We start from the raw sequence: 14,733 nt of genomic DNA, 5'->3' as shown, positions 1-14,733 counted from the left end.
CGCGCTCAGCGCCCCTCGTCGACGACGGAACCACCGAAGCCGACCCGATCGGCCGGGAAGTCGACGGCGGGGCCGCCCACGCGGGCCAGCCGGCGCGACGACCGGAGGTAGAGGACGGCCCAGGCGAGGGCGATCAGCGTGTCCACGACGACGAAGAACGGCGTGCCCTGCACCGCCTCCTCCGGTGTCGTCGCCGCGGGGAGCCGGCCGAGGACGGCGAAGACGGCGTAACCCAGGCCGGAGAGGCCGTAGACGGTGCCGAGCAGGAACCCTGCCGTCGGGCGGCCCGTCATCCGCCACCACGGACGGGGTGCCGCGATGTCCTCCTCGGGGACCCGGAAGCAGCGCACGGCGACCACCAGGAGGCCGTTCAGCAGGATCGACGCGACGGCGGCCGCGAGGCCGCTCCCGTCGACTGCATTGAGAAGCGCGCTCAGCGCGAAGCCGATCGCGCCGAAGCCGAGCAGGTAGAGGACCTTGTACCGCGTCCGGACGATTCGCACGGGCCGATCATAGGGTCACCCGGGCGACTCCGCCCTCCGGCGACCTCACGCTCGCTTAATGTGCTCCTTGTGATCGTTGTCTTCATGAACATCACCTCGAGAAAACGCCTCTCCACAGTCCTCGCCCTCTCCGCTTCGGCGCTCGCGCTCGGTGCAGCCCTGACCGGCTGCTCGGCGCGGACGACGAACGGGACGACCGTCCCGGTTCCGACGTCGCCCGCCTCGGCGACGAGCCCCGCGGGAGAAGCCGCGGCCCCGTCGACGACCGCCCCGTCGACTCCAACGACCGACGCCGCTCACCCGTCCACGGGCAGCGCCTCGCCTTCGCAAGGGTCCGCGACGCACGTCTCCTCGACGACGTGCTCCGCCGGCTCCCTCGTGGGCTCCCTGGCAGCGGGAGACGGCGGGGCGGCCGGATCCGTCGAACCCGACCTCGTCCTGACCAACCGCGGTTCGTCGACCTGCACCCTCCAGGGCTGGCCGGGCGTCTCGTTCGTGGGCCACGGCGACGGCCGTCAGATCGGGGCGGCAGCGGTCCAGAATCGGACCGCGTCGCATCCCACGGTGACGCTCCGGCCCGGTGCTCGAGCGATCGTCCCTCTGCGGATCGTGCAGGCGGCGAACTTCCCGTCGTCGTCGTGCAGCCCCGTCGCCGCGGACGGTTTCCGCGTGTACCCGCCCGGATCGAAGACCGCCCTCTTCGTGAAGGCGACGGGCTTCACGGCCTGCGCCGACGCGAAGTCCCCGCTGCTGACGGCGTCCGCCGTCCTTCCGGGCTCGTAGTCTCGAACCGTGAGACTGCTGCTCCTGGAAGACGACGAGGTCCTGCGCGACGAGGTCGCCGGGCGGCTCCGGCGCGCAGGATTCGGTGTGGACGAGGTCACGACCCTCTCGGACGCCCGCTTCCAGATCGACGTCACCGCCTATGACTGCCTCGTGCTCGACCGGACGGTCCCCGACGGAGACGCGGTCGATCTCGTCTCGTCGCTCCGAGCGACCGGCGTCGCCGCGCCGGTGCTGTTCCTCACGGCCCGGGACTCGATCGCCGAGAGGGTCGACGGGTTCGAGCACGGCGGCGACGACTATCTCGTGAAGCCGTTCGCCTTCGCCGAGCTCGTCGCGCGGGTGCGTGCCCTCTCGAGCCGCGCCGCCCGACCTCCGACGACGGAGCTCACCGCCGGCGACCTCCGTCTCGATCCGCTGCGCCACCAGGTGACCCGTGCCGGTGTCCTGTTGTCGATGACGCCGAAGGAGTTCGCCGTCCTCGAGGTCCTGATGGAGGAGCCGGGTGCCGTCGTCTCCCGATCGCGGCTCATCGACAGGTGCTGGGACGAGGTCCACGATCCCGCGTCGAACGTGGTCGACGTCGTCGTCTGGCAACTTCGCCGGACACTCGGGGCGCCGGACCCCGTCGAGACGGTGCGCGGCGTCGGGTACCGCGTCGTGAGCGCCCTGCCGTGACCATCGTCCGCCCCGGCCGGTCTCCCGGTGCTCGTCGACTGCGCCGGATCCGCTGGACGATGACCGTCGTCTTCGCCGGAACCACGGTGCTCTGTCTCGTGGTGCTCGCTGTGATCGCGATCCGGGTCGACACGTCGGAGCGGGAGAGCCGGATCGCGACGGAGAGCGCGCAGCAGGTGTCGCTCGTCGCCGACCAGGTCCAGTTCGGGACGCACGGCCTCGAGCTCGGTGCTCTCGACCAGCGCACGGCGCTTCCCGACGACGAGGTCTACGGCGTCGTGTCCGGGGGCAAGATCGTCCTCGCGTCGCCCTCGCAGGAGGTCCTGCCGACGGACGCGGGACTCGCCACCATCGTCCGGTCGATGACGACGACGACCACGGTGGCGAGGTTTGTCCTCCCGACGAGCACCGGCGAGGTCTATCGCTGGGCAGCCGTGCCCGTGCTCGACCTGGGCCGCGTCGGTGCCGTCGTGATCGTCGGCGGGCCGACACCCGGCGCCGACGAGCACCGGTCCCTCGTCTCGTTCCTCACGGGCACCGTGGCCCTACTGACGGTCCTGGCGGCCCTGGTCGGCCACGCCGTCTCCGGGCTCGCGATGAGGCCCGCCCTGCGGAGCCTCGAGCGGCAGGAGCAGTTCCTCGTCGAGGCCTCCCATGAGCTCCGCACACCGCTCGCCCGGCTGAGCCTGATCCTCGACGTCGAGGGGCGGGATCCTGCGCTCACCGATCGGGACACGATCGACCGAGCGGCAGCACAGGTGCGAGGCCTCGGCGATCTCGTGACGGGTCTGCTCGCGAGGGCGCGGGCGCAGGATGGTCGGGCCGACCTCGAGTTCCGGCCGCTCCGCCTCGACCAGCTCGTCGAGGCGCAGGTGCGCGAATACGCGCCGGAGCGTTTCCGCAGCAGCGCCGACGCGGCCCCGTCCGTCGTGACAGGGAACCCCGAACTGCTCGCCCAGGCGGTCAGGAACCTCCTCGAGAACGCTCTCCGCTACGGCGGCGGCGGCGTGGTCGACGTGACGGTGGGCCCCCGGTCGTTCGCCGTCGCGGATCACGGGCCCGGTATCGCGGAAGGACTCCGCGCGGAGGTCCGGAACGCCGGGGTCGGAGCGGGGTCGGGAACGGGGCGCGGCCTCGCGATCGTCGAGTGGATCGCCGAGGTCCACCACGGAACCCTGCACCTCACCGACACCCCCGGCGGAGGTCTCACCGCCACCCTCACCCTCGGTGCGACCGACGAAAGGACACCATGACCAGGCCCCTCCTCCCGCGTGCACGCCTCACGCTCCCTCGGGCACGTCTCACGGCTGCCGGAGTCGCGTTCGCGGTCGCGATGACCCTGGCGGGATGCTCTTCCGCCGGCGTGCCCACCGCGACCGACGGGACGACGCCGAGGGCGTCCTCCACGGTCCCGAGCTTCCGCTCCTCCGCCTGCGCCGGTGACGAGCTGTCCGGAGCCGTCTCGAGCGGCGACGGGGGAGCCGCCGGGTCGATCCTCCCCGACGTCGTCGTGACGAACACCTCGGCGACGTCGTGCGTGCTCACGGGGTGGCCGTCCGTCGCCCTCGTCGCCGCGGCGGGCGGACCGGCGATCGGTTCTCCGTCGCAGCGGAACGAGGAGGTCGCGCATCCGACCGTCACCCTGCCGCCCCGGGGAACGGCCATCATCCCGATCAGGATCACGCAGGCTCTCAACTACCCGTCGTCGACCTGCGTCCCACGCGCCGCGACGGGAATCAGCATCACCCCGCCCGGCTCCTCGAAACCGCTCTACGTCGCTCTCCCGGGCCTCACGGGCTGCTCGAGCGACACCGTGAAGCTCATCACCGTGTCGGCGGTCCTCCCGGCGACCTAGGCGCCCCGTGCGGCGCGGAACGCCTTCGGGTCGGACGCCGGAGAGGACTACCGTGGCGCCCATGGACGCAGCGCGCGAGTCGAGAGTCGTCGAGATCTACGAGGATCTGCACCGCCACCCGGAGGTCTCGTTCGCCGAGACGCGGACGGCGGGGATCGCCGCCCGAGCGCTCCGCGACCTCGGCTTCACGGTCGAGGAGGGGATCGCGGGGACGGGCGTGGTCGGGGTCCTGACCTGCGGCTCCGGCCCCACCGTCTGGCTGCGCGCCGACATGGACGCCCTGCCGGTGCAGGAGGAGACCGGCCTGCCGTACTCGAGCACCGTCGCGGGCGTGTCGCACGCGTGCGGACACGACGTCCACGTGGCGTGCCTGATCGGTGCGGCCGAGGAGCTCGCCGAGGCGGACGACTGGCGGGGAACCGTCGTCGCCGTGTTCCAGCCGGCCGAGGAGCTCGCGAAGGGCGCTCGGGCGATGATCGACGACGGGATCGTGGCGAGGCTGCCCCGACCGGACGTCGTCCTCGGCCAGCACGTCGCGCCGCTCCCGGCCGGGACCATGGGCCTCACTCCCGGCCCGATGTGGGCGGCCACCGACTCGATGCGGGTGACGATCTTCGGCCGCGGCGGGCACGGATCGCGCCCCGAGACGACGGTCGACCCCGTGGTGATCGCGGCCGCGACGATCCTGCGGTTGCAGACGATCGTGGCGCGCGAGACGTCCGCCTCCCAGGTCGCAGTGGTCACGGTCGGAGCCGTGAACGCGGGTACGAAGCACAACATCATCCCCGAGACGGCCACCCTGCTCGTGAACGCCCGCACCTACGACCCGGCCGTCCGCGATCGCGTCCTCGCCTCGATCACGCGCATCGTGAACGCCGAGGCGGAGGCGGCAGGAGCCCCGAGGCTCCCCGAGCTGATCCTCGAGGAGTCGTCGCCCACCCTCGTCACCGACGTCGACGCCTGCGAGCGGGCGCGGCCGGCCCTCGAGGCCGTCGTGGGGGAGGGCCGCGTGATGGATCCCGGCCCCCTGCCGAGCAGCGAGGACGTGCAGGTGCTCGCGACGGCGGCCGGTGCGCCGATCGTCTTCTGGCTCCTCGGCGGAGCGGACCCGGCCCTGTTCGCCGGGGCGCAGGGCATGGCAGGCATCGCGTCCGTCGTGGGTTCGCTCCCGTCGAACCACTCGCCGAGCTACCACCCGGTCGAGCGGCCCACCCTGGCCAACGGCGTCGCCGCCCTCGTCGGCACGGCCCGCGCCTGGCTCGTCAGCTAGGTCGCGGGTGCCCCGAACGGGGGTGGAGACAGTAATTCGATAATGCGAAATGCTCGACAGGCAAGACATTCACCCACAGAATGACCAGCAGGAGCCGCGGACGACCTCGTTCCCGAGACCACCGCGGATCCTGCCCGCACCGCCGCGACGTCGAGGGACCGATCATGACCTTCCAGCCAGCACCCTATGCCGGGGTGCGCGCCGCGTCCTCCGCTGCGACCTCCGCACGCCGCGCTGTCAGCGGTCTCCTGTGAAGGGCATCACCCGGTTCCTCGCCGGAGGTCTGTCCATCCTCCTCCTCGCCGCGGGGCTCGTCGCCGTGCCGCTCACGGCCGCGTCCGCCGCGACGACGATGACGCTCACGGCGACGGCGTCCCCGAGCATCCTGGCCGGAGCCCCGGTGTCGGTCACCCTGTCGGCGTCCAACCCGTCGACCACCGACGAGTACAACCTCTCGTACCGCTACGAACTCCCCACCGGCGTGGCCTACGTCGCCGGCTCCGCGGGCGCCTCAACGGGCGAGCCGACCATCGTCACGATCACCGACCAGGCGGGCCCCCCGGCGGTCACGCACCAGGTGCTCGTCTGGTCGAACGTCTCCGACCTCTCCTCCGACGACACCGAATCGATCTCGTTCTCGGTGCAGCCGGATCCGGCCGTGTTCCCCGTCGGCTCGACCGTGACGGGCCAGGCCGCCGCGTACGCGAACTCCGACGCCCGGATGCTGCCGAAGTTCGACGCCTCGAACACGGTCGTGCCCGGGTCGTTCACCGATAGTGCGACCGCCTCGAGCAGCACCACGACGGTGTCGGCGCTCGCCGTGACGAAGACGGAGCCGAGCCCCGAGCACGAACTGATGCGCGGCGTGCACGACCAGCCGACGAAGTACTCGTTCACCGTGCGGAACACGGCGTCGAACCCGACGAACGCCGTCACGGTGGTCGACTATCTGCCGGCGGGCCTGGAGTTCCTCGGCTGCGGCGCCGTCGACCACACGACCACAGGCGTCGTCGAGTACCCCGGCGCGAACCGCCTCGACCAGACCGTTCCGACCGCGCTGGCGTCGTCCGACTGCCCCGCTCCCGTGTCGGTCGACACGGTCACGAACCCCGTCGGTCGCCCGGCCGGGGTCTACACGAAGGTCACCTGGTCGATCGGCCAGCTGACGGCGGCGGCGCCCGTCACCGTCTCCTACTACGCGGCGGTCCCGCTCCGGGCCAACACCGACACCTGGACCGGCCCCCGCCCGACCGCCACCTCCGGCGACCAGACGGCGAACCTCGACAACAACTCCGGACCGCTCACACGCCAGACGGGCGACGCCCAGGCCTTCACCAACGCCGTCGTCGCCACCGGCACGTACACCGGAGCCGTGGCGTCCGGAGCCTCGACGGCCGTCTCCGCGACCGACTCCGTCACCGTCAAGGCCTCCGACCTGTCGATCGTGAAGTCGACCGATCCGACGTTCTCGGCCGGTCAGCTCAGTCCGTACGACCTCCTCGTGCGGTCGAGCGAGTACGTCTCCGACGACGGGATGACGATCACCGACGTCCTCGACGACGGACTCTGCCCGGCCGTCCCCGCGGGGACTCCGACGTCGGGCGATCCGATCCCGGCCGACTGCGCCCCGTCCGTCTGGACGGGCTCGCAGGCGACGATCACGAACGCTGCGGCGACGAACCTCGCCTACGACGCGTCCACCGGCGAGTTCACGCTGACGCTGGTGCCGACGGACCAGCCGCACGCGCCGGACACCGCCGTGCACATCGGCTACAACGTGCTGATGCGCACGGCCTACTCGGGGACGCCGCGCGCCGGGCAGCCCACGGCGGTCGGGGACTCCTTCACGAACAGAGTCTCCATCGCCGGCCGCTCGACCGCGGTGCCCGCGACCGGCCAGACGCCGGCCACGGTCGACGTGACGGACGACTCCCGCGCGTCGAAGTCGACCGTGGCCCCCTCGATCAGCAAGAAGATCCTCGCCCGCCAGAACGTCGCGACGGCCACGGACTGCGCAGCGCAAGCGGGCTCGTACACGGCGTCGACGACGGCGACCGGCCCGATCTTCCAGCTGGGCGACCGCGTCTGCTTCGAGCTGACGGTGAACTTCTCCGCCGACACCATCACGCGGAACGCCCGCATCACCGACCTCCTCCCGGCGAACCTGTCGCTTCCGACGACGCCCGTCGCGGGCCAGGACTACGCCCTCGGCGGGGCGAACACGCTCCCCGCCGACCAGGTCGCCGTCGACACCGTCCGGTCGACGGCCGGCGCGCCCGTCTGGGACCTCGGGACGACGCAGCCGGGGCAGCGGGGTCTCTTCGTCGCCAAGGGCGCCGTCGCCGTCCTCTACCTGAGCGCGACCGTGACCACCGCCAAGACCCAGGCCGCGGCTCCTGATCTCGTCGACAACCTGATGAAGTACCGTCAGGCGAACACGGCGGGAGCCGCGCTGGCGCTCCGGGACAGCGCCGGCTTCCGCGTCGCCCCCGCCCCGCAGGTCGGTCTGGCCAAGACCATCGTCTCGGACAGCACCGACCCCGTCGCCCAGCCGGTGAAAGCCGCGACCGCCCGCGAGGGCTCCGTCGTCGGATTCTCGCTGAGCGTCTCGAACCTCGGGACCGCGGCCGCGGGGAACGCCCGCGACGTGAACGCCGTCACCGTCTGGGACGCGCTCCCGCCCGGTATCACCTGCTCGGACGTCTCCGCCGTGTCCGACTCGGGCGTCTGCTCCGACACGCCCCCCGCCGGGATCGACCCGGCCCACGGCAGCGCGTCCGTGATCGTGTGGACGATCCCCACCGTCCGAGCGACCGGCTCGAGCGCTGTCACGTACTCGGTCACGGTCCCGCAGGGCGTGAGCGTGTCGACGGCCCTCACCAACGACGCCTCGGTGACGTCGTTCACCGCTCAGAACAGCGACGGGACGCCGAACGGCGGGACGACGCAGTTCTACACCGCCTCCTCGCTCGACCGGACGCACAGCGCCGACGCCAACGCACCGCAAGCGAACGACTCCGCGACGCTCACCGTGCCCGACGCGGCCGTCACGAAGACCGGAGTCACCTCGATCGCCGAGACGGGCAACGACGCCGCGAACCAGGCCGTCGGCGGGGAGAACGTCTCCTACACCTACGGCGTCACGGTCCCGGCGCAGAGCTCCGTCTACCGGGGCGTGCTCGCGGATGCGCTGCCGACCGGCATCGAGACGACGGCCGCGACCGCCTACGTCGCCACCCTGCCCGACGGCACGACGCAGGGTCCCGGCACGTTCTCCTTCGGCGGCGCCTCGTTCACCCTGAGCGCCACCGGCACCCTCACCTTCCCCGCGAGCTACGACAACTTCACGGCGGGAGCCGGGAGCGCGAAGGTCTTCTTCGTCACGGTCACGGGTCTCCGCGTCGCCCCCGGCGCGGCCCTCGGCGCGAAGGTCAACACCGCCACGTTCACCAGCACGGTGTCGGGGGACACCGGAGCGGCGGCCGTGCCGCCGAGGACGGCGACGAAGAGCGTCACGGTCGTGGCTCCTGCGCCGACGCTCGTGAAGACCGCGAACCCGGCCACCAACGTCGGAGCCGGGCAGGACGTCGTCTTCACCCTCCGTCCGGGCAACGCCGCCGGCAGCCCCACGGGACACGACACCCAGCTCGTCGACTGCCTGCCCGCCGGCCTGACCTTCACGGCGTACGGCACCCTGCCCCCGGGTGTCACGTCCATCACGCCCACCGCGGGAACCGGCACGACGCAGACGGCGACGAGCCAGGGCTGCCCGACGGGAACCACCCTGACCGGTTTCTCGATCGGCGACCTCCCGGCCGGGGCGTCCTCGGCGCTCACGATCACCGCGACCGTCGACCCGAACGCGGCCGGCAAGCAGTCGTACACGAACACCGCGAACGTCGTGACCTCGACCCTCGCCGACGGCGGCATCAGCACGGCGAACGAGAGCGTCGTCGGGGCCCTCGCCACGGCGACCGTCAGCGTGACCGCGCCCACGATCGCGAAGTCTGTCAGCGCACCGACCGTGGCCGCCGGCGACTCGCTCGTCTACGGTCTGACCGCCACCGTGCCTGCGAACGTCAACCTCTACAACGTCGCGCTCACCGACAGGCTCCCGGCCGGTCTCACCGTCACCGGGACGCCGACGTGCACGGTCGACGGTTCGCCCGTGACCTGCGTGGCGCTCACGCCGGCGACCGCGGGCGGACGCACCACCGTCGGCTGGTCGTTCGGCACGGTCGCCGCGGCCCCGGGCGGTCACACCCTCGCGGTGTCGTTCACCGCGAAGCTGTCCACCACCGTGGGGATCGCCCGCGGCACGCAGGTCACGAACGGCTCGACGCTGACCTGGAACGCGACCGACAAGGGCGACCCGACGTCCGTCACCTCGCCCTCCGACCAGAACGCCACGTCGGCGACGGTCACGAGCACGGTGACGACGCCCGCGGTCACGATCGTCAAGGGCGTCAGCACCGGCACCCCGCAGCCCGGAGACACCTTCACGTACACGGTGACCGCGACGAACGACAACACCGCGAACACCAGCGGCGCCTTCGACACCGTCGTGACCGACCAGGTCCCCGACGGGGTCGTCGTCGACACCGCCTCCCTCGCGTCGAACGCAACGCTCAGCGGCGCCGGTGCGAACGGCGGCGGCACGATCACGTGGTCTGGCGTCACCATCGCCAAGGGAGCCTCGAAGACCTACACCTACCGCGCAACCCTGACCGGGTCGGCGAATCTCCACACCGCCGGGCTGACGAACACGGCGACCGTGCAGTCCTACAGGTCGGTCGAGGGCGCAGGAGTCGCCTACGGGCCCTCGCAGCCCGCGACCGCCGTGGTCACGCCCGCCTTCCCGCGCGTCACCGCCGCGAAGCAGGCCGTGGGCGGCGCTCTCGCCTACGTCGACCAGCCCTTCGCCTGGGGGGTCACGCTGACGAACGGCGGCGCCCCGGCCGCGACGGTGTCGGCCACGGACGTGCTGCCGGCGAACTGGACCTACGTCGCGGGATCGGCCCGGTACTCGACGAACGGCGCCGCGCTCGCCGCGGTCCCGGATCCTGCGGTCACCGTCTCGGGCGCCGTTCAGACGCTCGTCTGGTCGGACCTCGGACCGCTCGCCACGAACGCCTTCGGGACGCTGCGCTACCAGGCGACACCCGGCGCGGGCGCGACCACGAACCCGGGCGTGGACACGCCGCAGGTCAACAGGGTGACGCCCGCCGCGACCGATCGCACGGGGGCGAGCGGCAACGCCGACGGCTCCTACGGCGGCCCCGCGGCGACCGCGTCGACGACGATCGCCTCGGCCGACCTCGCCGTCGCCAAGGCGCCCGATGAGGCGCTGATCGCAGGATCCACGGTGTCCGGCTGGTCGATCACCGTCACCAACCGCGGCCCCGACACCGCGGTCGGCCCCTTCACGGTCACCGACACCCCGGCGACGCTGCCCGCCGGCGTGACGATCACGGGGGCGACCGGATCCGGCTGGAGCTGCGGCACTCCCGCGTCGGACGGCTCGTTCACGTGCTCGCGGACCGCGTCCTCCGACACCCTCGCCTCGGGCCGCTCGTTCCCGGCGATCTCGGTGAGCGTCGCGGTCGCCTCCGACGCGGCCGTCGAGTCCCTCACGAACACCGCGACCGTCCGGGGCGCGACCTTCGACCCGGACCCCTCGAACGACAGCGCGACGAGCACGGTGACGACGGCGCAGCGAGCCGACCTCGCGATCGCCAAGTCGGTGGGCGCCGTCCACGCCGGGCGGACCGTCACGTGGCAGCTGGCGGTGCGGAACCTCGGCCCGTCGACGTCGCGCGCCGACATCGTCGTGAAGGACACGGTGCCCGCCGGCGTGACCGGCGTCACCGCGACCGGCGGCTCCGACTGGACCTGCGACGTCGCGGCGGGGGTCGTCACGTGCACGCTCCCGAGCGATCTCGCGGCGAACACGCCCGCGACGCCGATCACCCTCACCGGGACGCTCGCGAGCTCCTTCACCGGAACCCTCTCGAACACGGCGACCGTGACCGGGACGACGACCGATCCGAACCCCGGCAACGACACGGCGACGGCCAGCACCGCCACCGCGACGGACACCACCCTCCGGGTCGTGAAGACCCTCGCCTCGCCGGACATCGTGCCCGGCTCCACCGCGACGTTCACGGTGAGCGTCACGAACACCGGCGACGCGGATGCGCGGAACGTGTCGATCAGCGACCCGCTCCCGAACGGCCTCACCTACCTGTCGTCGTCCAGCTCGGTCGGGACCTGGACGTGCTCGGAGACGTCGAGCCCGCCCTCGACCGTCGGCTGCGACCTCGCCGGGACGCTCTCCGCGGCGGACGGCGGCAGCACGGCGACCGTCTCGATCACCGCGCGCGTGCCCGCCGACCTCACCGGCACCGTCACGAACACGGCCACCGGATCCGCCGACAACGCCCCGTCGACGACGGGGAGCTGGACGAACGGCTCCACGCCCACGACGAACCTCGAGCTGACGAAGACGCACCCCTCCGGGGCGATCCGCGCCGGTGAGAGCGTCTCGTACACGCTCGTCGCCACGAACGCCGGCCCCTCGGTCGCCGCGAACGGCGCTCACGTCGTCGACACCCTCCCCGACGGCCTGACGTTCGCGTCGGCGACCGGGACGGGCTGGACCTGCTCCGACGCCGGCCAGGTCGTCACCTGCGACACGGCGGCGACCGCCGGCGTGGACGTCGACTTCGCGCCCATCACGGTGACCGCGACCACGGACGCCTCGCTCGACCCGCAGACGGTGACGAACACGGCCACGGCGACCCCGCCGGCCGGGTCGATCGGCACGCCGGGAACGGCATCCGACCCCACGGTCATCACGTCGAGCGCCACCCTGCACCTCGTGAAGACGGTGACGTCCGGAGCCACGGTGGTCGCCGGGCAGGACGCCACCTACGCGCTGGCGGTCACCAACGACGGCCCCTCGGCCGCGCGGTCGGTGCTCCTGACCGATCTCGTGCCGGCCGGCATGACCATCGTCTCCGTCACGGGCGCCGGGTGGACCTGCGACGACGCCACGGGCACCTGCTCGCGCGCTCTCCTCCCGCCGGGGACCAGCACGCTGACTCTCACCGCGCACGTCGCGGCGTCCGTCCTGCAGGGCACGGACGCCGAGCCGGAGGTCCTGACGAACTCGGCGCGCGTCGCCTGGACGGACACGCAGGGCAGCTACACCGACACGAGCACCGCCGACGTGACCGTGCGGGCGAACGCGTCCCTCGCGCTCACCAAGACCGCCGTCGACGCGAACGGCGACCCGGTCACGACCGCGGACGCGGGCACCGACCAGCGCTATGCGATCGCCGTGACGAACGACGGGCCGTCCGACGCCGTCGGTCCGCTGAGGGTCGTCGACACGCTGCCCGCCGGCCTCTCCTTCGTCGCGTCGAACGCCGACTGGACCTGCGTCGTCGATGCCCTCGACGCGCAGACCGTCACCTGCGAGACGGCCGACGGATCGGGTCTGGCGGCCGGGGCGACCGCGCCGCGGCTCCTGCTCACGGCGCACATCGACCCGGGCCTGACGAACTCGTCGGAGACGAACACGGCCGCCGTGTCGTCGCGGACCACCGACATCGGCACGAACGGGACCGGGACCTCGACGATCGTGATCGGGGCGGTCGCCGACCTCTCGATCACGAAGACGCACAGCGGGCCGACGACGATCGGCACGACCGTGCCGTTCCGCCTGGGCGTCGCCAACGGCGGTCCGTCCGACGCCGAGGGCGTGAAGGTCGTCGACGTCCTGCCGACCGGCCTGACCTGGGTCGACGCCGCCGGCAGCGACCCCGCCTGGGACTGCACCGCAGGAGCCGCGGGCTCGACGGGCACGCCGGTCACCTGCGTGCTCGGCCGGACGCTGCCCGCGAACGCCGTCGCTCCGACCCTCGTGGTCAACGCCACCGTCACGGCCGGTGCCTACCCGGCGGTCGTCAACACCGCCGACGTGTCGTCCACGACGGTCGACTCCGACCCGGCGAACAACGCGGCGAGCGACCGGGTGAGCGTCCCGGCGCTCAGCCAGCTCGTGCTGCGGAAGACGCACGTCGGGGACGCGGTGCGCGGCAAGACGCTCGACTACCTGCTCGCCGTCACCAACCGCGGTCCGACGCCCGACCCGGGTGCCGTGACCGTCGTCGACCGGCTGCCCCGCGGCCTGTCGTACGTGTCGTCGAGCGGCGCGGGAGTCCGCTGCGCCGTCACCGGCGCGACCGTCAGCTGCTCGTTCGACGGCGCGATCGCGGTCGGGCAGACGCGCACGATCCGTCTGACGACGCTCGTGGCCGGCGACGCGCCGGACTCGATCGTCAACACCGCCACGGTCACGAGCGCCACCGCCCAGGTGCCGCCCGGCCCGGGGACGCCCACCACGGGCACGGACCCGAACCTGGTGTCGTCGAACACGGCCCCCGTGGCTCCTGCCCCGACTCCCGCTCCCGGGCTCGCCTTCACCGGCGCGAACGGGGTCTGGACCGGTCTCGGCGCGGCGCTCCTCGCCATGATGGCGGGGCTGCTGCTGGTGCTGCGGCGGCGGAGGGTGCGGGTGCGCGCCTAGGCGGATTCCCGCACGACGAGGCGCACGACCTCCTGGTGCAGCCCGGTGCGCGGGCGCCCGTCGATCGCCTCGACGAGCGCCTGCGCGGCCGCGCGTCCGAGGTGCTCGAGGTTCATGTCGATGCTGGTGAGGGGCGGCTCCGACTCGGCCGCGAGGATGTCCCAGTTGTCGAAGCCGACGACGGCGATGTCGTCGGGCACGCGGCGACCCAGCCGCTCGAGGCTGTCGAGCACACCGCGGGCGATGTGGTCGCTGCCGGCCACGATGGCGTCGAGATCCGGATGCGCGGAGGCGACGAGCCGGGCGCAGTCGCGTCCCCACCGCTCGCCCCACTGCCCGAAGAGACTCTCGCCGCCCGTGAGCGCGATGCCCCACTCACGGAGCTCCTGCGTCACGCCGCGCGCGCGGTCCTGGGCTGCGGCGTAGGAGGACTCGCCGTTGACCAGGGCGATGGAGCGCCGCCCCGCCTCGAGGAGCCGGCGGGCGGCCAGGCGCCCGGCCAGCACGTTGTCGGGCGTGAAGGAGGCGTCGGCCGTGTCGGTAGAGGGGGCGTAGACGTAGACGACGGGCACGTCGGCGGCGATGGAGACGGGAGGTCGCGGGTTGGTCGTCCGGCCGACCACGAGCAGACCGTCGATCTTCCGGGTGAGCAGCGTCTCGATGTGGAGGCGCTCGCGCATCGCGTCGTCGCGAGCGTCGGCCAGGAGGACGGAGAGCGATCCCGCTCCGAAAGCGTCTTCGGCGCCGAGCAGGATCGGGAGGACGAATCGGTTGTCGAGGTCGCTCGTGACCATCCCGATGGTATTGGTCCGCGCCGAGTTCAGGGCCTTCGCGAAGAAGTTCGGGGTGAAATCGAGCGACAGAGCGGCCGCTTCGACGCGCTTCCGGGTCTCTTCTTTGACGTGAATCCGCTTGTTCAGGGCCTTGGAGGCGGTGGCGACCGACACTCCCGCCGCCCGGGCGACGTCGGAGAGCGTCGCGCGGCCCTCCTCGATGCGGCCGATCCTGTCTGGTGCCATATTCCGAAATTAGTTCAGTTGCGCTTGACAAG

At 72.4% G+C, this 14,733-nt stretch carries 8 protein-coding genes; 6 read left to right on the top strand and 2 right to left on the bottom strand.

Annotated elements, in window-relative coordinates:
• Positions 1–5: 5 nt before the first annotated feature.
• Positions 6–503: a hypothetical protein gene (locus AS850_RS15640; protein WP_119869961.1), complete on the bottom strand. Its 498-nt coding sequence runs from the start codon at positions 501–503 to the stop codon at positions 6–8.
• 84 nt (positions 504–587) lie between these two features.
• Here AS850_RS15640 and AS850_RS15635 point away from each other — a divergent pair, with 84 nt between their 5' ends.
• The 6 genes from AS850_RS15635 to AS850_RS15610 all read left to right on the top strand — a co-directional run bounded on the left by AS850_RS15635 (position 588) and on the right by AS850_RS15610 (position 13,682).
• Complete coding sequence (locus tag AS850_RS15635; protein ID WP_119869960.1) at positions 588–1,286, top strand: DUF4232 domain-containing protein; 699 nt, start codon at positions 588–590, stop codon at positions 1,284–1,286.
• Positions 1,287–1,295: 9 nt separating this feature from the next.
• Entirely contained in the window at positions 1,296–1,964 is a 669-nt protein-coding gene (locus AS850_RS15630; protein ID WP_119869959.1) for a winged helix-turn-helix domain-containing protein, read from the top strand.
• Positions 1,961–3,217, top strand: coding sequence for a sensor histidine kinase (locus AS850_RS15625; RefSeq protein ID WP_119869958.1), 1,257 nt, complete (start codon positions 1,961–1,963; stop codon positions 3,215–3,217). The genes AS850_RS15630 and AS850_RS15625 overlap by 4 nt, the downstream gene beginning before the upstream one ends.
• Positions 3,214–3,819, top strand: a complete 606-nt coding sequence (locus tag AS850_RS15620; protein WP_119869957.1) for a DUF4232 domain-containing protein — start codon at positions 3,214–3,216, stop codon at positions 3,817–3,819. Before AS850_RS15625 ends, AS850_RS15620 begins: the two co-directional genes overlap by 4 nt.
• A 61-nt stretch (positions 3,820–3,880) precedes the next feature.
• Positions 3,881–5,089 carry an amidohydrolase gene (locus tag AS850_RS15615; protein WP_119869956.1) on the top strand — a complete coding sequence of 403 codons (1,209 nt, stop codon included), beginning with the start codon at positions 3,881–3,883 and terminating at the stop codon, positions 5,087–5,089.
• Between the two features lie 250 nt (positions 5,090–5,339).
• Positions 5,340–13,682, top strand: a complete 8,343-nt coding sequence (locus AS850_RS15610) for a beta strand repeat-containing protein (protein WP_164088489.1) — start codon at positions 5,340–5,342, stop codon at positions 13,680–13,682.
• On the opposite strand, the gene AS850_RS15605 is transcribed toward AS850_RS15610, so the two are convergent.
• Entirely contained in the window at positions 13,679–14,701 is a 1,023-nt protein-coding gene (locus tag AS850_RS15605) for a LacI family DNA-binding transcriptional regulator (RefSeq protein WP_119869954.1), read from the bottom strand. The two genes, AS850_RS15610 and AS850_RS15605, sit on opposite strands and share 4 nt — an antisense overlap.
• Positions 14,702–14,733: the final 32 nt, after the last annotated feature.

This window comes from Frondihabitans sp. 762G35, from assembly GCF_002074055.1.
Classification (GTDB): Bacteria; Actinomycetota; Actinomycetes; order Actinomycetales; family Microbacteriaceae; genus Frondihabitans.
The sequence above is the reverse complement of the archived record's forward strand: the minus strand, read 5'-3'. Positions and strand labels throughout refer to the sequence as shown.